Source organism: Amycolatopsis sp. NPDC051371 (genome assembly GCF_040682155.1).
In the GTDB taxonomy this organism is placed as follows: Bacteria; Actinomycetota; Actinomycetes; order Mycobacteriales; family Pseudonocardiaceae; genus Amycolatopsis.
Genome location: NZ_JBFBAG010000024.1, coordinates 97,366 through 121,768 on the forward strand (window position 1 = coordinate 97,366; position 24,403 = coordinate 121,768).

A 24,403-nucleotide genomic window follows, 5' to 3' on the forward strand; every position below is an offset into this window, starting at 1 on the left:
GCCGGTGCGAACCGGCGGGCCGCCGCTCCCTCAGGCGGCACGAGCTGGGGGTAGGGCCACCCCGGCGACCTTCCACCCCCGGTCGTCGTGGTGGCCCTCAGTGCGTTCAGCGGGCGCTGTCGTCGATCTGCACGGGGTAGCCGGCGCGCAGGACGGCGATCGTGGCCGGCGGGGTCAGGACCGGGACGGTCCCTGCCGTGGGCAGTTGCTGTTTCCGGCTGTAGCCCGCGGTCGTCCAGGTGGTGAGGTGCCCGTCGACGACGAGTTCGGGGTGGCCGTCGCGGAGCACGAAGACACCGTCCGGCAGTTCGGCCCAGCTCAGTTCGTGGAGGCGCCTGGTGTGCGTGCCGCGGACCAGGCGTTCGGCGTGCAGCCGCCGGTTCATCGCGGTCGCCGACGGTGCGCCGGGCCAGGCGTCGCGGTAGGCGGTGTACGCGGGGCGGCGGCACTCGCCGCAGGGCCGGTGCCCGGCGGCGAACGAGACGGCCTCGTCGTGGAAGTACAGGTGGGTGTAGCGGTTCGGCAGCCACTGCTCGCGCCACCTGTCCCGGAACGCGAGCGCGCAGGTGATCCACAGGTCGCCGCCGTGGAAGCGGACGATCTCGTGGCCGCGGTGCAGGACGCCCCGGTTGCCGGTCCACGCACCGCGCAGGGGGACGTCGACGATGTCCCCGGCCGGCGTCACGCGGTTGCGCATGGCGGGAGCTTTCCGGAGTGGCGGGGCGCGCGGGCGCACCGCAGAATGCGCGCATGCAGCCGACGGTCGTCCGGGTGGCGCGCCTGGCCGACCCGGCCGGGCCCGCCGACGGCGTCCGCGTGCTCGTGGAACGGCTCTGGCCGCGCGGCACCGCTCGCACGGCGGTGGTCCTCGACGGCTGGTACCGCGGGCTGGCGCCGTCCGACGAGCTGCGCACCTGGTACGGCCACGATCCCGAACGGTTCGCGGAGTTCGCCGAGCGGTACCGCGCGGAGCTGCGGGAGCCGGACCGGGCGGCGGCGCTGGAGCGGCTGCGGGAACTGGCGGCGGGTGGCCCGGTGACGTTGCTGACGGCGAGCGCGTCGCCGACGATCAGCCAGGCCGCGGTGCTGGCCGAGGTCCTCACCGGCTGAAGTCACGACCGGAACCCGCCTTCCGAGCCGCTCGCGGTCGTGGTCACCGTCGCGGTCGCCGTCCCCAAGGTGTCGTGGCGCGCGGTCAGCGTCAGCGTCCCCGGTGGACCCGCGAACGGCCGCAGCCACACCGCCGCCGCGCCGCCCGTGGCGCCCAGGTCCATCGTCGGGTCGCCGACCAGCTCGCCCGGGCCGGTCAGCGTCAGTGACACCTTGCCCGTCGCGCCCGCGCGCAACGTCCCGAAGCGGTCCAGCGCCGACACCACCACGCGGGTCGCGTCGCCGCCGTCGGCGCGCAGCTGCGTGTCGTCCGGGACGCAGCCCAGGACGTCGCGGCTCCGGTCGCCGCTGAAGCGCCGGGACACCACCAGCCGGTCACCCAGGTAACCGTCGACGCGCAGCTGGGGACGCCGTCCGCGCGGCACCGTCAGGTCGACGGCGAACGGCGGGTACTCCAGGTGCGGGAACTCCGCGCGACGGCTTCGCGCCTCGCCGAGAGGCCGGTCGTCGAGGAAGAGCAGGAGCCGGTCGCAGTTCGACCAGATCGTCGCCGCCCGTCCCGGTCCCGTCGGTGACGCGGTGAAGTCCCAGGCGAAGCCGGGCTCGACGACCGCCCGGACCTTCGGGTCTCCTTGCGACGCGTAGAACGCCGCAGCGGGCTTGGGGATCCGGAAGAAGTCCGCCACCCCGGCGAACTTCGACCCGCCCAGCGAGCGCTGCCAGCCCGACGGGTAGTCGAACGCGCACCAGGCGAGCAGCCCGCAGTAGCGGTCGTCGGCCGCCGCCAAGTCGTGGGCCTTCGCGTGCAGCTCGGCCTGCAGCTGCTGGGTCGCCGCCGGGTCGGTCCGGCGGTACGCGCGGGGGCCTGCGATGGTGCCGATCGTCTCCGTGACCAGGTACCGGACCCCCGCGCGCGGCGGGCGCAGCTGAAAGGGCGCGCCGCGGCGGGCGGTGTAGTCGTTGTAGGCCAGCACCTCGACGTCGCTGCCGGCGAACCGCGCGCCCGTGGAGCTGGCCAGCGCGCCGCTCGTCGGCCGGGACGGGTCGAGCTTCCGCGCGAGCCGCCCGGTCCGGCCGTACATCGCCGTGGTGCCGTTCGCCTCGTTCACGCGGGTGCCCCACACGATGATGCTGGGGTGGTTGCGGTCGCGGATGATCATGCCCGAGACGTCCCGGAAGTTCTGCTGCTGCCAGGCCGCGTCCCCGATCCGGCCCCAGCCGGGGATCTCCTCCCACACCAGCAGGCCCAGCTCGTCGCACGCGTCGAGGAACGCGCTCGACTGCGGGTAGTGCGAGCAGCGGACCATCGTGCAGTTCAGCTCGCGCCGCAGGATCTCGGCGTCGCGCCGCTGGACGCGGTCCGGCAGCGCGCCGCCCGCGAACGGGTACCACTGGTGCCGGTTGAGGCCGAGCAGCTTGAGCCGCCGTCCGTTGAGGAAGAAGCCGTCCGGGGTGAACGCGGCGTCGCGGAACCCGACCCGCACGACCTGCTGGTCGAGCGCCCGCGGCCCGGACCGGACGCTCACCACGACGTCGCAGAGCGCGGGATCCTCGACGTCCCACAGCCGGACCGCACCCAGCCCGCGGACGTCGAACTCGACGGTCCGGGTGCCGACCGGCATCGGCGCGACGGCGGTGCTGCCGCGGGCCAGCTCCCGGCCGGCCTGCCGCACCGACGCGGTCACCTGCAGCGGCTCGGCGATCGCGACCGTCGTGTCCAGTTCGCACGTCAGGTGCAGCGAACGATCGGGACCGAGGACGTCGGCCGGGCGGGCGAAGACGTCGGCCAGCCGGGTCCGCGGCACCGTGCCGATCGAGGCCGGCCGGTAGATGCCGGCCGGCTGGTAGAAGTCGATCGCCGACGGGCCCGCGGTGCTCGGCAGGTTGGGCGGCACGTCGAGCTGCCAGCGCCCGTCGACGACCACGGCGAGGACGTTGTCGCCCACCGTCACCTGCGGCAGCTCGACCTCGAAGGGCAGGTAACCGCCTTCGTGGGTCGCGACGAGCGTGCCGTTGAGGTACACGGCCGCGTTCGTCATGACGCCGTCGAAGCGAGCCCGCACGCGGTCGGCGGTCATCGCCGCGGTCACGGTGAAGTGCTTGCGGTAGATCCACCGGTCCTGCCACGACGACGGCTGCCAGCCGGTCCACGAAAGCGGCGTCACGCAGTGGGGGAGCTGCACCGGCGAGAGGTCGATCTCGTCGAAGCCGAGGTCCGCGCACCCGTCCTCATACCGCCCGAAGAGCCAGAAATCGCCCAGCCGCACGGCATCCGGGTCCGGCTCACCGAGCCCGGCCGACCCGGCGACGGTCCCGACGGCGGCCACGCCGAGCAGCGCGGCCCCGCCCGCGGCGAGGAACCCGCGGCGCGTCAGGCGCGCATCGCTCTCGGCCATCGACGACCTCCGCTCGGTGCCCCACCCGGTAATCGCTTCCCACGGCTTAGACGTCACAAGCGATCAAAGGGTTGGCTCAGCGCAGCGTCGAAGCGCGGACCACCAGCTCGGGGGTGAAGACGACCTGCCGGTGCTCGTGGCCCGGTTCGGACTCCGCGAGCAGCAGCTCCACCGCCGTGCGGCCCAAGCGGCGCCGGGGCTGGCGCACCGACGTCAGCGGGACCGCGGCCGCCGCCGCGAACTCGATGTCGTCGTAGCCGACGATCGCCATGTCCTGCGGGACGTTCATGCGCAGGTTCGCGCACGTCTGCAGCAGGCCGAGGGCCACCAGGTCGTTGGCGCAGAACGCCGCGGTCGGCCGGATCGACGCGGGCAGCCCCGCCAGCCGCTCGCCCGCGCCGCGGCCGTCCGCCACGGTCAGGGCCGTCGTCGTGAGGTCGACGAGGCGGTCCGGGGCGAGCCCGGCCGCGCGAAGGGCTCGCAACGCGCCGAGCCGCCGGTCGCGGACCTGGCCGACCGTCGTGTGGTTGCCGATGAACGCGATGCGGTCGTGGCCCTGCTCGATCAGGTGCCGCACGGCGATTTCGCCGCCGTAGACGTCGTCGACCGCGACCGAGCAGTGGGAGGTGCCGCCGGGGGTCCGGTCGACGATCACCACCGGCGTCCCGCGGTGCGCGATCTCGCCCAGCAGCGCGGCGTCCGGGTCGACCGGCGTGATGAGGATCCCCTGCACCCGCTGCTGTTCGAGGCGGCCGAGGTAGGCCGCTTCGCGCGCGGGCTGGTGGGCGCTGTTGCAGAGGAACAGCGAGAGGTCGCCCTCACCGGCGGCGTCCGCGGCGTCTTCCATGCCGGCCGCGACGTCGGTGAAGAACGGGTTGCTGCCGTCGAGCATCACGTACGCCAGCACGCGGCTGCGCCCGGCCCGCAGCTGCCGCGCGGACTCGTTGCGCACGAACCGGAGCTCGGCCATGACGGTCTCGACCTTCGCACGGGTGGCGGGGCTGACGCGGTCGGGCCGGTTGAGCACGTTGGACACCGTGCCGAGGGAGACGCCCGCGGCCGCGGCGACGTCCTTCATGCCCGCCGCTTTCGGCTCGGCACCGGACTCCTGCACCGTCATGGAACCCCCTCATTGAAACGTAACATCGCCACGAACAGTCCGGCCTTGAAGACGTTCGGCCACGGTTCGGTGGATTCATTGACTTGTTCTTCGCTCGCATAGTAGCGTCACCGCACCAGATTTGTGAAACCTTTCAATCCGGAGGTCGCGATGACGCGGCAGGACTCGGACCGACCGCCTCTGCTGGAGGTGCGCGGTGTGACGAAGTCGTTCGGCGCCGTCGCGGCGGTCGCCGGGGTGAGCTTCGGCCTGTACCCCGGCGAGGCCCACGCGCTCGTCGGCGAGAACGGCGCCGGCAAGTCCACGATCGTGAAGATGCTCGCCGGGGTGCACAAGCCCGACGACGGCACGCTGCTGTTGGACGGGCGGCCGGTGGAGTTCGGTTCGCCGGCCGACGCCAAGGCCGCCGGCATCGCGGTGATCTACCAGGAACCGACGCTGTTCCCCGACCTGTCGGTCGCGGAGAACATCGTGATGGGCCGCCACCCGCGCAAGAACCTCGGCCGCATCGACCGGGCCGCGATCCGGGCCGAGGCCGAGCGGCTCTTCACCCGCCTCGGCGTCCGGATCGACCCGGGCCGCCCGGCGCGCGGGCTGTCGATCGCCGACCAGCAGATCGTGGAGATTGCCAAGGCGCTCAGCGCCGACGCCCGCGTCCTGGTGATGGACGAGCCGACCGCCGCGCTGAGCCGCGTCGAGGTCGAGCGGCTCTTCACCGTCGCGCGGACGCTGCGCCAGGAAGGCGCGGCGATCATGTTCATCTCGCACCGCTTCGAGGAGATCACCGAGCTCTGCCAGCGCGTCACGATCATGCGCGACGGCAAGCATGTCTCCACCGACCTCCTCGAAGACGTCACGGTCGACGACATGGTCAAGCGGATGGTCGGGCGTGACCTGGACGCGCTGTTCCCCAAGCAGGACGTCGAGCCCGGCGCGGTGGTACTCGAGGTCGAAGGCCTGGCCAGGGACGGCGTCTTCCGCGACATCTCCTTCTCGGTGCGCGCGGGAGAGATCGTCGCTTTCGCCGGGCTTGTCGGCTCGGGACGCTCGGAAGTCGTCCAGGCGGTGTTCGGTGTGGACGAACGCGACGCCGGTGTCGTGAAGATCGGCGGCAAGAAGCTCAAGGCGCACTCGTCGCGGGCCGCGATGGCCGCCGGGATGGCGCTGGTCCCCGAAGACCGGCGCCAGCAGGGCCTGATCATGGACCTCTCGATCGAGCGGAACGTGACGCTGCCGCGCTCCCGCGCGCTCTCGAAGCTCGGCTTCCTGACCGGCGCGAGCGAGCGGCAGGAGGCCCGGCACTGGACCGAGCGCCTGCGCACGAAGTACCGCCGCCTCGGCGACCCCGTCGGCACGCTCTCGGGCGGCAACCAGCAGAAGGTCGTGCTGGCCAAGTGGCTCGCGATGGCGCCGAAGGTGCTGATCGTCGACGAGCCGACCCGCGGGATCGACGTCGGCACGAAGGCCGAGGTGCACCGGCTGATGTCGGCGCTCGCGGCCGAAGGCGTCGCGATCGTCATGGTGTCCTCGGAGCTGCCGGAGGTGCTCGGCATGGCCGACCGCGTGCTCGTGATGCGGGAGGGCAGGCTCGTCGCCGAGCTCCCGCGGGCCGACGCGACCGAAGACGCCGTCATGTACGCCGCGATGGGCCAGGGAGCCGCCGCATGACCGCGACCAAGGAGGCCCCCGTGACCGGGGAAACGACCGTCCACAGGCGACAGTCGTGGACCGCGAACCTGTTCAAGGCCCGCGAATCCGGCATCGTCCTCGCGTTGATCGTCCTGGTCGTGTTCACCGCGACGCAGAACTCCCGGTTCCTGTCCGGGCAGAGCATCCGCGACATCCTGCTCGGCACGGCCATCCTCGCGGTGCTGGCCGTCGGGCAGGCCATCGTGATCGTCACCCGCAACATCGACCTGTCGGTCGGGTCCGTGCTCGGCCTCTCGGCGTTCGCCGTCGGCTCGCTGATGCGCGACAACCCCGGCTTGCCGGTGATCGCCGCACTGCTCGTCGGCCTCGTCGTCGGCGCGGTCTGCGGGCTGCTCAACGGCGTGCTCGTCCGGTTCGGCCAGGTACCCGCCCTGGTCGTCACCCTCGGCACGCTCTACGCGTTCCGCGGGGTCAGCTTCTTCTGGGCCGGCGGCCAGCAGATCAACGCCGACAAACTGCCGCCGTCCTTCCTGGACTTCGGCACGGCATCGGTGCTCGGGGTCCCGTGGCTGGTGCTGATCGCGCTGGTCGTGCTGGTGATCGCCGGGATCGTGCTGCGCAGCTACCGCGTCGGGCGCGAGCTGTACGCGATGGGTTCCAGCCCCCAGGCGGCGAAACTCGCGGGCATCAAGGTCGGTCGCAACACCAGCGCCGCGTTCCTGGTCAGCGGCGCGCTGGCCGGGCTCGCCGGCGTTCTGTTCGCGGCGCGCTTCGGCACTGTCGACGCAGCGGCCGGCACCGGTTACGAGCTGAACGTGGTCGCCGCGGCCGTGGTCGGCGGGGTCGCCGTCTTCGGCGGCAGCGGCTCGGTCTGGGGCGCCGGCCTCGGCGCGCTGCTGCTCACGGTCATCGGCAGCGCCTTGGCCGTGCTCGACATCAACCAGTTCTGGCAGCAGGCGATCGTCGGCGCGCTGATCCTGCTGGCCATCGGGGCCGACCGGCTGGTCGCGGTCCGGGTCGCCAAAGCACTGAAGAAGAGGGATTCCCATGTCTGACAACGGGAACCGGCTCGGCCGGCTGCTCAGCTGGGACGCCGCGGTCGTCCTGGTGACGGTGGTCGTGGTCCTGGTGGCCTCCGGCGCCGTCGAGAACTTCGGCACCAGCCGCAACTTCACCTTCCTGCTGCTCGACCTGCTCCCGATCGCGCTGATCGCGCTGCCGATGACGTTCATCATCGTCACCGGCGAGATCGACCTCTCGGTGGCCAGCACGCTCGGCCTGACGTCCGCGGTGATGGGCTCGCTGTGGGACGCGGGCCTGTCGATCGAGATGATCATCCCGCTCTGCATCGTGCTGGGCGCGGTGCTCGGGGCGGTGAACGGCTTCTTCATCACCGTCCTGAAACTGCCCGCCCTCGCCGTCACGATCGGCACGCTGGCGTTGTACCGCGGCCTGGCCTTCGTCGTGCTCGGTGACGGCGCCGTCGCCGACTTCCCACGCGACTACACGAGCTGGGTCACCGGGACCATCGGCGACGGCCCGATCCCGAACGTCCTCGTCCCGCTGATCGTCGTGGCCCTGCTGTTCGGCCTGGTGCTGCACGCGACGCCGATCGGGCGGGGCGTCTTCGCGGCCGGCGCGGGCGAACAGGCCGCCCGGTTCGCCGGGATCCGCACCGCACGGCTGAAGTTCTGGCTCTTCGTCGTCAGCGGCGCGGTCGCCGGGGTCGCCGGCGTGCTGTGGACCCTGCGGTACTCGAGCGCTCGCGCGGACAACGGCTCCGGCCTCGAACTCGCCGTCGTGGCCGCGGTCCTGCTGGGCGGCGTGTCCATCTTCGGCGGCAAGGGCACCCTGCCCGGCGTGCTGGCCGGAGTGGTGCTCCTGGCGTCCCTGCAGAACGCGCTGCGCCTGCAGGACGTGTCGAACGAGGCGCTCAACATCGTGACCGGCGTACTCCTGATCGTGTCGGTCCTGCTGCCCAACATCATTTCCTCGACCCGTACGGCGCTCCGGCGCCGGCACCGGGTCACAGCTTCCAGCGCGGTATCCCCAGAAAGGTGACAAAGATGTCCCGACGGTTCATCACCGGCGCAGTGTCGGCCGGGCTGGTGCTCGTGCTGGCCGCCTGCAGCGGCACGACGAAGAACGACAGCACCGGGTCCTCCGGTGCCCAGCAGTCCACGGCGGCGGCGAACCCGAACGCCGCGGCCAAGGAAGGCGTCAAGATGGCCTTCCTGCCCAAGCAGCTCAACAACCCCTACAGCGACATCGAGGTCAGCGGGGGCAAGGCCGCGCTCGAGGAGCTGAAGGGCGAGTACAAGCTGGTCGGGCCGAACGACGCGAGCGCGTCGTCGCAGGTCAGCTACATCAACACGCTGATCCAGCAGCAGCAGGACGTGATCGGCATCGCCGCGAACGACCCGAACGCCGTGTGCCCGTCGCTCAACCAGGCCCGCAGCGCCGGCATCAAGGTCGTCGCGTTCGACTCCGACGCCGCCAAGGACTGCCGCGACGTCTTCATCAACCAGGCCACCACGCAGGGCATCGGCGAGGCGCTGGCCAAGCAGGCCAAGGACCTCTCCGGCGGGTCCGGCGAGATCGCGGTCCTGTCCGCGACGCCGAACGCGACCAACCAGAACGCCTGGATCGAGGTGCTGAAGAAGGAGCTGGCCAAGCCGGAGTACTCGGGCCTGAAGCTGGACAAGGTCGCCTACGGCAACGACGACGACCAGAAGTCGTTCCAGGAGGCCCAGGGCCTGCTGCAGTCGTTCCCGAACCTCAAGGTGATCGTCTCGCCGACCACCGTGGGCATCGCGGCCGCCGCGCGCTACGTCAGCTCGTCCAGCTACAAGGGCAAGGTCGCGGTGACCGGGCTCGGCACGCCGAACCAGATGCGCGCGTTCGTCAAGGACGGCACCGTGAAGCAGTTCGCGCTGTGGAACCCGGCCGACATCGGCTACCTCGCCGCCTATGCGGGCGTCGCGCTCAGCTCCGGCCAGATCTCCGGCAAGGAAGGTGAAACGTTCAAGGCGGGCAAGCTCGGCGACTACAAGATCGGCGCGAGCGGTGAGATCGTCCTCGGCCCGCCGACGACGTTCGACGCGAACAACATCGACAAGTTCAACTTCTGACGAGTCTCCGCGGCCGGGCCGGATCGCCGCCCCGGCCCGGCCGCGGGTTCCACAAAGGACAGAAAGTGCCCCGTTACTGCTTTTGCCTGCAGGTGAAGCCGGACCGGAAGGCCGAGTACGCGCAGCGGCACCGCACGGTGTGGCCCGAGATGCGGCAGGCCCTGCTCGACACCGGCTGGCGCAACTACTCGCTCTTCCTGCGCGAGGACGGCCTCCTGATCGGCTACGTCGAAGCCGACGACCTCGACGCCGCGCAGGCGGCGATGGCGAAGACCGAGGTCAACGCCCGCTGGCAGGCGGAGATGGCGGAGTTCTTCACCGGCCTCGATGGCGGTCCGCCCGACGAAGGCTTCCAGCTCCTAGAAGAGGTCTTCCACCTCGAACCCCCCACCGTCGCGGAAGGACAGTGATCGCCGTGGGCGACTTGACGGCCGTGAAACAGGCCCTGCGGGCCCAGCGCATCGAAACGCCGTCGTGGGCGTACGCGAACTCGGGCACCCGGTTCAAGGTGTTCCCGCAACCCGGCGTCCCGCGGACGCCCGAGGAGAAGATCGCCGACGCCGCGACCGTGCACCGGTTCACCGGCGTCGCGCCGAGCGTCGCGCTGCACATCCCGTGGGACCGCGTCGACGACTACGGCGCCCTGACGGCCTACGCGCGTGACGCCGGCGTCGAGATCGGCGCGATCAACACCAACGTGTTCCAGGACGAGGACTACAAGCTCGGCTCGGTCACCAACCCGGACGCCGGCATCCGCCGCAAGGCCACCGATCACCTGCTCGAGGCCATCTCCATCATGGACGCGACGGGCTCGCGGGACCTCAAGCTGTGGTTCTCCGACGGCATCAACTACCCGGGCCAGGACGACATCCGCGACCGCCAGGACCGGCTGGCCGCGGCGTTGAAGGAGACCTACGACCGGCTCGGCCCGGACCAGCGGATGCTGCTGGAGTACAAGCTGTTCGAGCCCGCGTTCTACGCCACCGACGTCCCGGACTGGGGCACGTCGTACGCGCACTGCATCGAGCTGGGGGAGCGGGCGACGGTGTGCATCGACACCGGCCACCACGCTCCCGGCACGAACATCGAGTTCATCGTGGCGTTCCTGCTGCGGGCCGGGAAGCTCGGCGCGTTCGACTTCAACTCGCGCTTCTACGCCGACGACGACCTCATGGTCGGGGCGGCGGACCCGTTCCAGCTGTTCCGGATCATGTACGAGATCGTCCGCGGCGACGCGCTCGACCCGGCGTACGGCATCGCGTTCATGCTCGACCAGTGCCACAACATCGAGGCCAAGATCCCGGCGATCATCCGGTCGGTGATGAACGTCCAGGAGGCCACGGCGAAGGCACTGCTCGTCGACCGTCCCGCGTTGCGCGTGGCACAGCAGGCGGGTGACGTGCTCGCCGCGAACGCCGTGGTCATGGACGCCTACAACACCGACGTCCGGCCGCTGCTGGCCGAGCTGCGCGAGGACTCCGGGCTCGACCCGGACCCCGTCGCGGCCTACCACCGCAGCGGGTACCAGGAGAAGATCGTGGCCGAGCGCGCCGGCGGCACGCAGGCCGGATGGGGAGCATGACGATGACCGTGCCGGAGCAGCTCATCGCGCGCAGCAACGCGCTCGGGGCCGACCCGCGCAACACCAACTACGCCGGCGGCAACACCTCCGCCAAGGGCGCGGTCACCGACCCGGTGACCGGCGCGCCGACGGAGGTGCTGTGGGTCAAGGGATCCGGCGGCGACCTCGGCACGCTGAAGGAGGCCGGGCTCGCGGTGCTGCGGCTGGACCGGCTGCGGTCCCTGGTGGACGTCTACCCGGGTGTCGAGCGCGAGGACGAGATGGTCGCCGCGTTCGACTACTGCCTGCACGGCCGGGGCGGGGCGGCGCCGTCGATCGACACCGCGATGCACGGCCTGGTCGAGGCCCCGCACGTCGACCACCTGCACCCGGACTCCGGCATCGCCCTGGCCACGGCGGCCGACGGCGCGGCGCTGACGAAGGAGTGCTTCGGCGACCGCGTCGCGTGGGTGGACTGGCGCCGGCCCGGGTTCCAGCTGGGCCTGGACATCGCCGCGGTGAAGGCGGCCAACCCGCAGGCCATCGGCGTCATCCTCGGCGGCCACGGCATCACGGCGTGGGGCGCGACCTCGGAAGAGTGCGAGCGGAACTCCCTCGACATCATCCGGACCGCTGAGGAGTTCCTCGCTTCGCGGGGTGTCGCCGAGCCGTTCGGCCCGGTCGTCCCCGGTTTCGAGGCGCTCCCCGAAACCGAGCGGCACGCGCGAGCGGCGGCTTTGGCTCCGGTGATCCGGGGTCTCGCCTCGACCGACCAGCGTCAGGTCGGGCACTACACCGACAGCGACGTCGTGCTGGAGTTCCTGGCGCGGGAGAAGCTCGCGGCCCTGGCCGCCCTCGGCACGTCGTGCCCGGACCACTTCCTGCGCACCAAGGTCCGCCCGCTCGTCGTGGACCTGCCCAGCTCGGCGCCGCTGGAGGACGTCGTCGCGCGGCTGAAGGAACTGCACGGCGAGTACCGCGACGAATACCGCGCCTACTACGAGCGGCACGCCGTCGCCGATTCGCCGGCGATGCGCGGCGCCGACCCGGCGATCGTGCTCGTCCCCGGCGTCGGCATGTTCTCCTTCGGCAAGGACAAGCAGACCGCGCGCGTGGCGGGCGAGTTCTACGTCAACGCGATCAACGTCATGCGCGGCGCGGAGGCGGTTTCCTCTTACGCGCCGATCGCCGAGAGCGAGAAGTTCCGGATCGAGTACTGGGCGCTCGAAGAGGCCAAGCTGCAGCGGATGCCGAAGCCCAAGCCCCTCGCCGGTCGGGTCGCCCTGGTGACCGGGGCGGCGTCGGGCATCGGCAAGGCGATCGCCCAGCGGCTCGCAGCCGAGGGCGCCTGCGTCGCCATCGCCGACCTGAACGCTTCGGCCGCGGCGGAAACGGCGGCCGAGATCGGGAACGCGGACAAGGCCATCGCGGTCACCGCCGACGTCACCGACGCGGCTGCCGTCCAGGCCGCGGTGGACGCGGTCGCGCTGGCGTTCGGCGGGATCGACCTGGTGGTCAACAACGCGGGGCTGTCCATCTCGAAGCCGCTGCTGGAGACCACCGAGCGCGACTGGGACCTCCAGCACGACGTGATGGCCAAGGGCTCGTTCCTGGTCGCGCGCGCGGCGGCGAAGGCGATGATCGACCAGGGCATCGGCGGCGACGTCGTGTACATCTCGTCGAAGAACTCGGTCTTCGCCGGCCCGAACAACGTCGCCTACGGCGCGGCCAAGGCCGACCAGGCCCACCAGGTCCGGCTCCTGGCCGCCGAGCTCGGCGGGCACGGCATCCGCGTCAACGGCGTCAACCCGGACGGCGTCGTCCAGGGCTCCGGCATCTTCGCCGGCGGCTGGGGCGCCCAGCGTGCCGCCGTCTACGGCGTCGAGGAGTCGAAGCTCGGCGAGTTCTACGCCCAGCGGACCATCCTCAAGCGCGAGGTGCTGCCCGAGCACGTCGCGGCCGCGGTGTTCGCCCTCACCGGCGGCGACCTCACCCACACCACCGGCCTGCACGTGCCGGTGGACGCCGGGGTGGCCGCCGCGTTCCTGCGTTAAGGAGGATCGATGACCCTCGACCGCATCACACCCCGCAAGACCCGGGTCGGGCTCGTCGCGGGCGGACTCGGCGCGTACTGGCCGCAGTTCCCGGCCTTGCTTCCGCAGCTGGAGGCCTCGGCCCGGCGCGTCGCCTCGCGCTTGTCCGAAATGGACTGCGAGATCGTCGACGCCGGGTTCGTCTCCGACGCGCAGGAGGGCGCGGCCGCGGCGGAGAAGCTGCGGGTGGCCGGGTGCGACCTGATCGTCGGGTTCCTCACGACGTACCTGACGTCGAGCATGCTGGCGCCGGTCGCGCAGCGCTCGGGCGCGCCGGTGCTGCTGCTGAACCTGCAGCCGACCGAGGCGATGGACCACGAGTCCTTCGACACCGGCGCGTGGCTGGCCTACTGCGGGGCCTGCCCGCTGCCGGAAATGGCCAACGCGTTCCGCCGCGTCGGCGTCGAGTTCCGTTCGGTGTCGGGGTACCTCGAGGACGAGCGGGCTTGGACGCGGATCGAGCGGTGGATCAAGGCGGCGGGCGTGCGGGCGGCGTTCCGGAACGGCCGCCACGGCCTGCTCGGGCACCTCTACCCGGGCATGATGGACGTCTCGACCGACCCGACGCTCGTGTCCGGCCAGCTCGGCGGGCACGTCGAGATCCTGGAGATCGACGACCTGCGCGTGCGCGTCGAGAAGGTCACCGACGACGAGACGGCCGCCCGCGTCGCCCTGGCCCGTGAAGTGTTCACCGTGGACGAGTCCGTTGTGGACGCGGACTTTGCCTGGGGCGCAAGGGTTTCCGTGGCTCTCGATCGGCTGGTGTCGGATTTCTCGCTGGACTCCCTGGCCTACTACCACCGGGGCCTCGACGGCGAGACGCACGAGCGCGTCGGCGCCGGGTTCATCCTCGGCGCGTCGCTGCTCACCGCGCGCGGCATCCCGGCCGTCGGCGAGTACGAGCTGCGGACGTCCCTGGCCATGCTGCTGATGGACCGGCTCGGCGCGGGCGGCTCGTTCACCGAGCTGCAGGCGCTGAACTTCCGGGACAACGTCGTCGAGATGGGCCACGACGGCCCGGCGCACCTGGGCATCAGCGCGCGCAAGCCGCTGCTGCGCGGGCTCGGCGTCTACCACGGCAAGCGCGGCTGGGGCGTGTCGGTGGAGTTCGACGTCAAGCACGGGCCGGTGACGCTGTGCGGGCTCGGGCAGCGGCGCGACGGGACGTTCACGCTCATCGCGTCCGAAGGCACGGTCGTGCCCGGGCCACTGCTGCGGATCGGCAACACGACCTCCCGCGTCGACTTCGGATGCGACCCGGGGGAGTGGACCGACGCGTGGTCGGCGAGCGGCATCGCGCACCACTGGGCGCTCGGCACCGGCCACCGCGTTGCCGAGCTGACGGCCGTCGCGGACCTGCTCGGACTGGAGCTGACCGTGGTGAACCCGTGAAGCGGGTGGCGGCCGTCGACCTCGGCGCGTCCAGCGGGCGGGTCATGGCGGGGACCGTCGGATCGTCGGTCTTGAGCGTCGAGGAGGTGCGGCGGTTCGCGAACGGCGGGATCCAGGCGGGGCCGGTGCTGTACTGGGACGTCCTGGGGCTGTACCGCGAAACGCTCGCCGGAATCCGGGAAGCGGGTCCGGTTTCCGGGATCGGGATCGACTCGTGGGCTGTCGACTACGGGCTCCTGGACGAGCGGGGCGCACTGCTGGGCAACCCTGTCCACTACCGCGACTCGCGTACCGAGGGCGTCCCCGCCGCCGTGGCTTCGAAGGTGTCGGACCGGGAGCTCTACGACGTCACGGGGTTGCAGCAGCTGCCGTTCAACACGCTGTACCAGCTGGTGTCCGAGGGCGACCGGCTCGACGCGGCCCGGACGATGCTGCTGATCCCGGACCTGCTGAACTACTGGCTGACGGGGTCGATCGGCGCCGAACGGACGAACGCGTCGACCACGCAGCTCTACGACGTGCGCTCGCGGACTTGGGCTACTTCGCTTGCTTCGCAGGTCGGGATCCCGCCGGGCCTGCTGCCACCCCTGCGCGACCCCGGCACGGTGGTGGGCACAGCGTCCGAGCTGGTCGGGCTGCCCGTGGTCGCGGTGGGTTCGCACGACACGGCGTCCGCGGTCGTCGCCGTGCCCGCCTCCGGGACGAACTTCGCGTACATCTCGTCGGGCACGTGGTCGCTGGCCGGGCTGGAGCTACCCTCGCCGGAGCTGAGCGATGCGGCCCTGGCGGCGAACTTCACCAACGAGGGCGGTGTCGACGGCACGATCCGCTTCCTGCGCAACGTGATGGGGCTGTGGGTGCTGTCGGAGACGCTGCGGACGTGGTCCACTTCGGACCTCGCCGGCTTGCTCCTCGCGGCGGCCTCCTCGCCCGGGCTGGCGGCGGTGGTGGACATCGACGCGCCGGAGTTCCTGCCGCCGGGCGACATGCCGGCGCGTCTTGCGGCCGCCTGCTCTGTGACGGGGCAGCGGCCGCCGTCTTCTCGGGCCGAGGTGGTCCGGTGCATCCTGGACAGCCTGGCGCTGGCGTACCGCCGCACGCTCCGCCAGGCGGCTTCGCTGACCGGGCGGACGATCGACGTGGTCCACATCGTCGGTGGCGGGGCGCGCAACGAGCTGCTGTGCCAGTTGACGGCGGACGCGTGCGGGGTGCCGGTGCTGGCGGGTCCGGTGGAGGCGGCGGCGTTGGGGAACGTGCTGGTGCAGGCCCGGGCGCTGGGGGAGGACCTGCCGGATCTGGCGGCGATGCGGGCGCTGGTGCGGGAGACGCAGGAGGTCCGGCGGTACGAGCCGTCCGGCGCCGGTGACTGGGACGCGGCCGAGGCCCGGCTGGCCCGCTGAGCCAAGCGCGCGCAGCCCACTCACCCGAGCGTCGCGAATGACTCATTCGCGGCGCCGGAGGTCCCGAATGAGTCATTCGCGACCTTCCCGCGGCCGGCACTCCTCCCGCGAGCCGGCGCCGGGCCAGCTCCCGCCTGGCCGGGTCCGCGACCTGCCCGAACGCTGTGAACGACCCTCCGGGATTCGCGCCCGGTCTGTCCGCAATCCCGCTCACCGGACAGAAATGCGCGGAAGTCCCCTTCTCCCGGACCTTTCCGGGCACACTCCCCGCAGCACGGTTGCGGGCCCGAGCGGCCCGCGGCGAGCCTGAGCACGGATCCCGGCCGGGAACCCTCCCGGCCCCGACCCGAGGGAGTACCGCGATGGCGCACCGAATCCGCACCCTGTCCGCCGTGATCACCGCGGCCACCGCCTGGGCGCTGGCCTTCCCGGGCACCGCCGCCGCCGATCCGCCGACCGCCTTGCCCGGCAACGCCTCCGACTTCGAGAAGACCTTCCAGCCCGCCTTCGACTACGACAAGGACGGCTGCTACCCCACCCCGGCCATCGGCCCGGACGGCGCCCTCGCCCCCGGTCTCTCCCTCGGCGGCGACACCAACGGCCACTGCCGCGACTCCTGGGACCTCGACAACACCAACTCCTACTCGCGTCAGAAGTGCAACAACGGCTGGTGCGCCGTCATGTTCACCCTCTACTTCGAGAAGGACCAGGCCTCCCTCGGCCCGGGCAGCGCCGGGCACCGCCACGACTGGGAACACGTCGTCGTGTGGGTCAAGGACAACCAGGTCGAGTACGTCGCGACTTCGCAGCACGGCGGCTTCGCGATCCACGATCGCGCGAGCATGCGCTTCGAGGGCACGCACGCGAAGGTCGTCTACCACAAGGACGGCGGTTCGACGCACTGCTTCCGCGCCGCCAACGGCAACGACGACCCGCCCGAGAACCACAAAGGCACCTGGCAGTACCCGACGCTCGTCGGCTGGGACGGCTACCCGTCCGGGATCCGGGACAAGCTGACCCAGGCGAACTTCGGCAGCGCCACCTTCGGCATCAAGGACGACCAGTTCGCCGGCAACCTGGGCAAGGCGAAGCCGGCCGGGATTCCGTTCGACCAGAACGCCTAGCTCGTCACCGGACCGCTGCGGCCGCGCTTCAGCTCGAAGAACCCCGGAGTGCCGGTCACGAGCAGCACGCCGTCCCACAACCGCCCGGCCTCCTCACCGAGCGGGACCGGGCTGACGACCGGGCCGAAGAACGCGTGGCCGTCCACGTGGATGGCCGGGACGCCGAGATCCTCGCCGATCGGGTCGAGCGCGGCGCGGTTCCCGGCGCGCAGGTCCGCGTCGAACTCCGGTGAGTCGGCCGCGTCCGCCAGCGACGCGGGCAGGCCCACGGAAGTCAGCGCGGCCACCAGCGTCGGACGGTCGACCGGCGCCTTGTCGCGGTGGAAGCGCGTGCCGAGCGCGGTGTAGAGGTCGCGCAGCACCTCGTCCCCGTGTGCCCGCGAAGCGGCCATCATGACGCGCGCGGGGCCCCAGCGCTCGTCCAGCCAGCTTCGGTACCACGCGTCCACCGAGCGGCCCTCGTTGTGCAGCGCCAGGCTGAACACGTGGAACCGCGTCCGGACGTCGCGGACGGCCTCCACCTCCAGGAGCCACCGCGAGGCGATCCACGCCCACGGGCACACCGGGTCGAACCACAGATCAACGGTTTTCACCCGGTCCACGCTAAGCCCGAGATCGGCCCGGCAGAAGATCCAATTCCACCGCCACGGACCGGGCCAATCAGAGCCAGCCGCGCTCGTCCGCGATCCGCACCGCCTCGACGCGGTTGCGTGCGCCCGTCTTGGTGATCGCCGCGGAGACGTAGTTGCGGACCGTGCCTTCGGACAGGTAGAGCCGCGACGCGATCTCGGCGACCGTGGCGCCGGTCCGGGCGGTGATGAGCACGTCCCGTTCCCGCGCGGTGAGCGGTGATTCGCCCGCGGCGAGCGTGGCCACGGCCAGCGCCGGGTCCACCACGCGCTCGCCGGTCCGCACCCGGCGGATCGCGTCGGCCAGGACGTCGGCGGGTGCGTCCTTCACGACGAACCCGGCCGCGCCCGCGTCCATCGCGCGGCGCAGGTACCCGGCGCGCCCGAACGTCGTGAGCATGACGACGCGGCAGTCCGGCACCTGCGCGGCCAGCACCGCCGCAGCCGCGAGTCCGTCGAGCCCGGGCATCTCGATGTCCAGCAACGCGACGTCGGGACGGTGTTCACGCGCCGCCGCGACGACCTCGTCGCCGCGGCCGACGGACGCGACCACCTCGAAGTCGTCTTCCAGCGCGAGCAGCGCGCACAGCGCCTGGCGGACCAGCGCCTGGTCGTCGGCGAGCAGCAGGCGGATGGTCACAGCGTCACCCGCAGCCGCCAGCCGCGCGGCCGGACCGGCCCGGCGCGGAACTGCCCGCCGGCGGCCTTGACCCGTTCGCGGAGCCCGGCCAGCCCGGAGCCCTCCTCGGGGGTCCCGCCCACGCCGTCATCGACAACCTCCACAGTGGACTCCGAGATCGTGACCGCGCACCGCGTCGCGCGCGCGTGCCGGGCCACGTTGGTGAGCCCTTCGCGGACGACCCACCCGAACAGCTCCTGCCGCACCGGGTCCACGACGTCGGCCGCCGTCGGCAGGTCGGCGGTGACACCGCACGCGCGCAGCAGCTCGCGGCCGCGAGCGAGCTCGCCGGCGAGCGTGACGTCGCGGTAGCCCGACACCGCCGCGCGCACGTCGGTCAGTGCCTGGCGGGCGAGTGTCTCGACCTCGGTCATCTCCTCGCCGGCGCGAGCGCTGTCGGCATCGACGAGCCGGCGGGCCAGGGTGCTCTTGACGGTGATCGCGGTCAGCGAGTGGCCGAGCAGGTCGTGCAGGTCGCGGGCGATCCGCGTCCGCTCGGCCTCGGATGCCAGCCGCGCGACCTCGGCGCGGGCCTCGACGAGCGCGGCGTTGGCCCGGACCGCCTCGGCGAAGGCGTAGACGACCAGCACGGTGAACACGAGCGCGACCGCCTGCGTCCACCCCGCGGTGTCCCACACCACCCACGGGACCACCAGCGCCGCGAGCGCGACGACGGCCACGAGCGCGCCGGAGTGACGCGGCAGCCGGGGCACGGCGAGGGACACGACGACGGTGGCGAGGAAGAACGCCTCGGCGTGGGCGAAGGGGAGTGCGGCGGCGAACAGGACGGCCAGCACCCCCAGGAGTGGCCAGAACCGGCGCGGCGCGCGCTGCGCCGCGGCACGCGCCGCGAGGACGTAGCAGCCGACGAAGACGGCGACGATCACACAGCCCGCGACCGCGGCGTGGCCCGCCGAGTGCTGCAGCACGCCGGGCACCGTCACCGCCGGGTAGACGAGCATGCCCGCGTCGAGCACCATCACCCGCCAGCCGCGCACCCAGCGCTGCACATCGGCCGGCTCCGTCCTGTCCATCACCGGCACGCTACCGGGCCCGCGCCCGCCGGCCGTTGACGAGCACCGCGACGCCGAGCAGGAGCAGCCCGCAGACGGCCTGCTCGATCCGCAGCCACATCGGGAACAACCCGGGCAGGGCGACGATGACGACGATCGCCACGAGCATCACCGCCGAGACGATCCGCAACCTCAGCAGCCCCTTCTTCGACCCGCGGGCCGCGCTGCGGGCGAAGGCGAACGTCAGCAGCGAACTGGCGACGACGAGGGTGGCGCGCACCCAGACCGCGTCGGTCACCATGGCGTGGTCGTTCCGGAAGAGGACGATCGCGATCACCGTGAGCACGGAGAGCGCGGCATAGCCGCCGGTCAGCAGCAGCACGGGCCGGAAGCCGGCGGTTTCGGTTCGAGTCGTGGTGGTCATGCCGGAAATGGTCGTCGCGCGGGTGTCCGGGCGGCAGTGCCGTCCCTCAGCGGCCGCCCATGACATTTGTCATCGGCATGTCCTGGGCGGAGAGCTGGGAGAGCGCTCTCACAGCGTGCTACAAAGAACGGGTGACGACGCACCCGCCCTCGGCGCCGCCGACCCTGGAGGACGTCGCGCGGGTCGCCGGCGTCTCGCGGGCCACGGTCTCCCGCGTGGTCAACAGCGTGCGCAACGTCGACCCGAAGCTGCGGGAGACCGTCGAACGCGCCATCGCCGCCACCGGCTACGTGCCGAACCGCGCGGCCCGGTCGCTGGTCACGCGCCGCACCGGCGGGGTGGCCTTGGTGGTGTCGGAGCCGGAGCGGCACGTCGAAGCGTTCACCGGCGGCGTGTTCGGCGACCCGTTCTTCGGCCGCGTGGTCGAGGGCGTGGTCGCGCACCTGCGCCCGCAGGGGCTGCACCCGCTGCTGATGCTCGTCGACAGCGACGAAGAACGGGAGAAGCTCGTCGCGAAACTGCGGCAGGAGCAGGTGAGCGGGGTATTGCTGATCTCGCTGCACCCGGCGGAGGACCCGCTGCCGAAGATGCTGACCGACGCGGGTGTCCCGACGGCGCTGTTCGCGCGGCCCGGCCGGCCGGCGCCGGTGAGCTACGTCGACGTCGCCCACCAGGACGGCGCCCGGCTCGCGGCCGATCGGCTGGTCGAGCGCGGGTGCCACCGGGTCGCGACGATCGCGGGCCCGGCGGGCACTCCGGCGGGCCAGGACCGGCTGGCGGGGTTCCGCGACGCGATGGCCCGCCACGGCCACGCGTACGTGGCGGTCGCCGAGGGCGACTTCACCGAGCACGGCGGCGAACGCGCGATGGAGCGGCTCCTGGCCGAGGAACCCGCGCTGGACGGGCTGTTCGTGGCGAACGACCTGATGGCGTACGGCGCGTTGACCGTGCTGCGCGAAGCGGGCCGAAGGGTCCCCGACGACGTCGCGGTGATCGGCTTCGACGACAGCCGGGTGGCGCTGAGCTGCCGTCCCCGCCTCACCACCGTCCGCCAGCCGGTGGAGGAGATGGGTGCCGCGATGGCCCGGATGGTCCTCGACCGGATGGCCGACCCGGCCGGGCGCGCGGAGTCGGTGATCTTCGACCCCGAACTGGTGGTCCGCGACTCGGCCTGAGCGGCCGGTGCTCCGCGCGCGTGGCCTGCCGGGCAGAGAGCCCGGCCTGTCCGGACAGTTCCGCTTCGTGGTCTGGACATCCGCCCGGTGGCTGTGCTCAGATCGAACCGGCTTTTCCAACGTTGTAAAACTGTCTGGGTCCCCCTGACCGGAACGGAGTTCCGCCGTGCGGACGAGAGCACCGAAAACCGTCCACCTAGTGAGCGCCCTGGCCGTCGCCGCGGCCGTCTTGACCGTCGCGACCCCGGCCGGCGCCGGACCGGCGGCGCACCGGACCGTGACCGCCGGGAACGCGCGCTTCCAAGTCCTTTCCCCGACGCTGATCCGCACGGAGTACGCCGGTGACGGCCGCTTCACCGACGCCGCCACCTTCAACGCCGTCGGCCGCGGCTCGTTCACGCCGCCGCCGTTCACGTCCACGACGTCGAACGGCGTGCTGACGATCCGCACGAGCGCGACGACCCTGACCTACAAGCTGGACTCCGGGCCGTTCGACTCCGGGAACCTCCAGATCCGCGCGAACGCCGGCGCGGCGCCGGTGACCGCGGCGCCGTGGCGCCACCTGACCTGCGCGGTCGGCGCGCTCTGCGAGGCCGAAGACCTGACGGCCGACGGGCTGGGCGTCGCCACCGACCACCCGGGCTACACCGGGGAGGGTTTCCTGGCCGGGTTCGAAAGCGCCGGCACCTCGGCCACCGCCGACGTCGTCGCCGCCACGGCCGGGACGTACAACGTCACCGCCCGGTTCGCCAACGGCCAGGGCGGGGACGGCCAGCACGTCACGCGCACCCTGAGCGTGTCCGTCGACGGCGGCGCGCCGCAGAAGCTCACCCTGCCGACGACGGCCGACTGGAACAGCTGGACCACCGCGTCGGTGCCGGTTTCCCTCGGCGCCGGCCGCCACAACCTCCGCCTCGAGCGGACCGCGACCGACTCGGGGAACGTCAACGTCGACGCCCTCGCGGTGCTGTCCGCCGGGGCGGCCTTCCCGCCGGCGTCGGCCCGCGCGTTCACCGGCTGCGCCCTGGACGTCAGCTGCGAGGCCGAATCCGGCCTGCGCTCAGGCTCGGCCGTGGTCGCCACCGACCACACCGGGTACGCCGGACGCGGGTTCGTCGCCGAGCTCAACCGCGGCTCGTCGCTGACCCACCGCGTCGTGGCCGTACCGACCGCCGGCACGTACCAGTTGGACGTCCGCTACGCCAACGGCACCGGCGGCGACGGCGTGCACGCGACCCGGACCGCGACGGTCGCGGCGTCCGGCGTGACCCGGACGCTTTCGCTGCCCGCCACCGCGGACTGGAACAGCTGGGGGACCGCGTCGGTCCCGGTCGACCTCAAGGCCGGCACGAACGACGTCGTCCTCGGCTGCCCGGACGACACCAGCTGCCACGTCAACGTCGACACCATCGCGGTCACCCGCACCGGTGCCGCGGCCCCGGCGCCGCACCTCACGCTCGGCGGCTACCGGCGCGGTCTCGACGGGGTCAACGGCGACAACGGCACGCCGTCGCTGACCGAAGGCCTCCTGCACCAGGACGGCTGGTACCTGCTCGACGACACACCGTCGGCCCTGTACGACACCTCCGCCGGCAAGGTCACGCAGCGGCCGTCGCACGGCGGGAACCCCTACCAGGACGGCTACGTCTTCACCTTCGGCCACGACTACAAGGCGGGCCTGCGGGACCTGGCGACCCTGACCGGGCCGTCGGAGTTGCTCCCGCGGTGGGTGTACGGCGTCTGGTACTCGGAGTACTTCGACCGCACCGCGGCCGACTACCGCGACAACATCCTGCCGAAGTTCCGCAGCGAGGGCGTGCCGCTGGACGTCCTGGTGACCGACACCGACTTCAAGGCGCCGGACACGTGGAACGGCTGGCAGTTCGACAAGAACAAGTTCCCGGACCCGGCGGGCTTCTTCGCCTGGTCGCAGTCGCAGGGCCTGCACAACACGCTGAACATCCACCCGAGCATCATGGGCTCGGACCCGCAGTTCGCCCGCGCGCAGGCGACGGCGAAGGGCAAGCTGGCGAAGTCCGGGTGCGGGAGCGACTGCTACGTCTTCGACTGGGGCGACCCCGACCAGCTCAAGGCGTACCTCGACCTGCACGGCGACATGATGAAGCAGGGCAACGACTTCTGGTGGCTCGACTGGTGCTGTGACTCGTCGAAGTCGAGCCTGCCGGGCGTCACGCCGGACTCGTGGATCAACCAGAAGTACGCCGACCTGGCCGCGCCGGCGGTCGAGCGGGGCTTCGTGACGTCACGGGCGTACGGCTCGCTGCAGGCCGGCGGGTACGGCGGCCCGGTCGGGCTCCCGACGGGACCGTGGGCCGACAAGCGCAGCACCGTCCACTTCACCGGCGACACGTCGTCGACGTGGGGCACGCTGCGGATGGAGGTCGGGATCACCCCGGCGGAGTCGGCCGCGACCGGCCTGTCCCCGATCAGCCACGACATCGGCGGGCACAACGACACGACCGGCCTGCCCGGCAGCGAGACCTACACCTCGGGCGGGCAGCAGCACCGGACGGTCAAGCTGCCCGACGACCTGTACGCGCGGTGGGTCCAGCTCGGCGCGTTCCAGCCGATCGACCGGCTGCACAGCAACCACAGCGACCGGCTGCCGTGGCAGTACGGCGACGCGGCGAAGGCGTCGGCGACGAAGTTCCTCAACCTGCGCGAGAACCTGGTGCCCTACACCTACACGCTGGCGCAGCAGGCGGCGACGACGGGCGTGCCCGTGGTCCGGCCGACGTACGTGGAGTACCCGGACGAGCCGGCGGCGTACGCGGCGGCGCAAAGCGAGTACTTCTACGGGCCGGACATGCTGGTGGCGCCGGTGACCTCGCCCGGGACCTCGGCGACGACGTCGGTCTGGTTCCCGCCGGGGCAGTGGACGGACTACTTCACGGGCAAGTCGTACGCCGGTGGCACGACGCAGCAGGTCACGTCGGACCTCGGCACGATGCCGGTGTTCCTGCGGGCGGGCGGCATCGCGGTGACCCGGACGGCGGACGTCCCCAACGACGTCCAGAGCCCGTTGAACCAGGCGACGGTGACGGTGGCGCCGGGCGCGTCGGGTTCGTTCTCGCTGTACGAGGACAACGGGACTTCGTCGGCGCACAGCGCGACGACGCGGATTTCCTACACCGAGCGGCGAGGAGCCCACACGGTGACCGTCGAGCCGACCCGGGGCCGGTCGCAGGTCCCTTCGCGGGAGTGGACGGTCAAGTTCCTCGGCGTGCCGTCGGCACCTTCCCGGGTGCGGGTCGGCGAGGGCTGGGCGCCGTCGCGGAGCTGGAAGTGGGACGCGGCGACGCAGACGCTGACGGTGACGGCCCACGGCGGACGCGGGCCGGTGACCGTGACGTACTGAGACTGCCGGCGGGCGGAGCCGGTATGGCCGTCGAGGCCACCACGTGGGGTGGTGGCCTCGACGGCGCCCGGCTCGGCCACCTTGTGGGGTCGGTGGCCTCCACGACCCGATCCGTTGACGCTCGGCT

20 protein-coding genes are annotated in these 24,403 nt (G+C 72.0%); 13 read left to right on the top strand and 7 right to left on the bottom strand.

What is annotated here, in order from left to right; genetic code table 11:
- Positions 1-106: 106 nt before the first annotated feature.
- Positions 107-697, bottom strand: coding sequence for a hypothetical protein (locus AB0M59_RS27790; RefSeq protein WP_364620476.1), 591 nt, complete (start codon positions 695-697; stop codon positions 107-109).
- 53 nt (positions 698-750) lie between these two features.
- On the opposite strand from AB0M59_RS27790, the gene AB0M59_RS27795 reads away from it, so the two are divergent.
- Entirely contained in the window at positions 751-1,110 is a 360-nt protein-coding gene (locus AB0M59_RS27795) for a DUF488 family protein (protein WP_364620479.1), read from the top strand.
- 2 nt (positions 1,111-1,112) lie between these two features.
- On the opposite strand, the gene AB0M59_RS27800 is transcribed toward AB0M59_RS27795, so the two are convergent.
- Positions 1,113-3,506, bottom strand: a complete 2,394-nt coding sequence (locus tag AB0M59_RS27800; RefSeq protein ID WP_364620481.1) for a glycoside hydrolase family 2 TIM barrel-domain containing protein — start codon at positions 3,504-3,506, stop codon at positions 1,113-1,115.
- A 76-nt stretch (positions 3,507-3,582) separates the two neighbouring features.
- The gene (locus AB0M59_RS27805) at positions 3,583-4,626 is read right to left on the bottom strand and encodes a LacI family DNA-binding transcriptional regulator (protein ID WP_364620483.1); all 1,044 of its coding nucleotides are present in this window, start codon (positions 4,624-4,626) and stop codon (positions 3,583-3,585) included.
- Positions 4,627-4,776: 150 nt separating this feature from the next.
- Here AB0M59_RS27805 and AB0M59_RS27810 point away from each other — a divergent pair, with 150 nt between their 5' ends.
- The 10 genes from AB0M59_RS27810 (at position 4,777) to AB0M59_RS27855 (ending at position 16,977) form a co-directional block, all read left to right on the top strand.
- Entirely contained in the window at positions 4,777-6,294 is a 1,518-nt protein-coding gene (locus tag AB0M59_RS27810) for a sugar ABC transporter ATP-binding protein (protein ID WP_364620486.1), read from the top strand.
- A complete protein-coding gene (locus AB0M59_RS27815; protein ID WP_364620489.1) occupies positions 6,291-7,331 on the top strand; it encodes an ABC transporter permease in 1,041 nt (346 codons plus the stop codon). The genes AB0M59_RS27810 and AB0M59_RS27815 overlap by 4 nt, the downstream gene beginning before the upstream one ends.
- Positions 7,324-8,337, top strand: coding sequence for an ABC transporter permease (locus tag AB0M59_RS27820; protein ID WP_364620492.1), 1,014 nt, complete (start codon positions 7,324-7,326; stop codon positions 8,335-8,337). The genes AB0M59_RS27815 and AB0M59_RS27820 overlap by 8 nt, the downstream gene beginning before the upstream one ends.
- Positions 8,338-8,342: 5 nt before the next feature.
- Positions 8,343-9,407: a rhamnose ABC transporter substrate-binding protein gene (rhaS, locus tag AB0M59_RS27825; RefSeq protein ID WP_364620494.1), complete on the top strand. Its 1,065-nt coding sequence runs from the start codon at positions 8,343-8,345 to the stop codon at positions 9,405-9,407.
- Positions 9,408-9,472: 65 nt separating this feature from the next.
- Positions 9,473-9,817, top strand: a complete 345-nt coding sequence (locus AB0M59_RS27830) for an L-rhamnose mutarotase (RefSeq protein WP_364620495.1) — start codon at positions 9,473-9,475, stop codon at positions 9,815-9,817.
- Positions 9,814-10,989 (top strand): L-rhamnose isomerase, encoded by a 1,176-nt coding sequence (gene rhaI / locus AB0M59_RS27835; RefSeq protein ID WP_364620497.1) that lies wholly within the window; start codon positions 9,814-9,816, stop codon positions 10,987-10,989. Before AB0M59_RS27830 ends, rhaI begins: the two co-directional genes overlap by 4 nt.
- A 2-nt stretch (positions 10,990-10,991) precedes the next feature.
- Positions 10,992-13,022: a bifunctional aldolase/short-chain dehydrogenase gene (locus AB0M59_RS27840; RefSeq protein ID WP_364620499.1), complete on the top strand. Its 2,031-nt coding sequence runs from the start codon at positions 10,992-10,994 to the stop codon at positions 13,020-13,022.
- A gap of 9 nt (positions 13,023-13,031) precedes the next feature.
- Positions 13,032-14,453 (top strand): L-fucose/L-arabinose isomerase family protein, encoded by a 1,422-nt coding sequence (locus tag AB0M59_RS27845; protein WP_364620501.1) that lies wholly within the window; start codon positions 13,032-13,034, stop codon positions 14,451-14,453.
- Between the two features lie 5 nt (positions 14,454-14,458).
- A complete protein-coding gene (locus AB0M59_RS27850; RefSeq protein ID WP_364620624.1) occupies positions 14,459-15,853 on the top strand; it encodes a rhamnulokinase family protein in 1,395 nt (464 codons plus the stop codon).
- Between the two features lie 362 nt (positions 15,854-16,215).
- Positions 16,216-16,977, top strand: a complete 762-nt coding sequence (locus AB0M59_RS27855) for an NPP1 family protein (protein ID WP_364620503.1) — start codon at positions 16,216-16,218, stop codon at positions 16,975-16,977.
- Here AB0M59_RS27855 and AB0M59_RS27860 read toward each other — a convergent pair.
- The 4 genes from AB0M59_RS27860 to AB0M59_RS27875 form a co-directional block, all read right to left on the bottom strand.
- Complete coding sequence (locus AB0M59_RS27860) at positions 16,974-17,570, bottom strand: DsbA family protein (protein WP_364620505.1); 597 nt, start codon at positions 17,568-17,570, stop codon at positions 16,974-16,976. The two genes, AB0M59_RS27855 and AB0M59_RS27860, sit on opposite strands and share 4 nt — an antisense overlap.
- Before the next feature lie 67 nt (positions 17,571-17,637).
- Positions 17,638-18,246 (bottom strand): response regulator transcription factor, encoded by a 609-nt coding sequence (locus AB0M59_RS27865; protein WP_364620508.1) that lies wholly within the window; start codon positions 18,244-18,246, stop codon positions 17,638-17,640.
- Complete coding sequence (locus tag AB0M59_RS27870) at positions 18,243-19,319, bottom strand: sensor histidine kinase (RefSeq protein ID WP_364620511.1); 1,077 nt, start codon at positions 19,317-19,319, stop codon at positions 18,243-18,245. The genes AB0M59_RS27865 and AB0M59_RS27870 overlap by 4 nt, the downstream gene beginning before the upstream one ends.
- Before the next feature lie 10 nt (positions 19,320-19,329).
- Positions 19,330-19,722 (bottom strand): hypothetical protein, encoded by a 393-nt coding sequence (locus AB0M59_RS27875; RefSeq protein ID WP_364620514.1) that lies wholly within the window; start codon positions 19,720-19,722, stop codon positions 19,330-19,332.
- A 131-nt stretch (positions 19,723-19,853) separates the two neighbouring features.
- Here AB0M59_RS27875 and AB0M59_RS27880 point away from each other — a divergent pair, with 131 nt between their 5' ends.
- Both AB0M59_RS27880 and AB0M59_RS27885 read left to right on the top strand, forming a co-directional pair.
- Positions 19,854-20,897, top strand: a complete 1,044-nt coding sequence (locus AB0M59_RS27880; protein WP_364620516.1) for a LacI family DNA-binding transcriptional regulator — start codon at positions 19,854-19,856, stop codon at positions 20,895-20,897.
- 199 nt (positions 20,898-21,096) lie between these two features.
- Positions 21,097-24,276, top strand: coding sequence for a TIM-barrel domain-containing protein (locus tag AB0M59_RS27885; protein ID WP_364620519.1), 3,180 nt, complete (start codon positions 21,097-21,099; stop codon positions 24,274-24,276).
- The last annotated feature ends 127 nt before the right edge of the window (positions 24,277-24,403 follow it).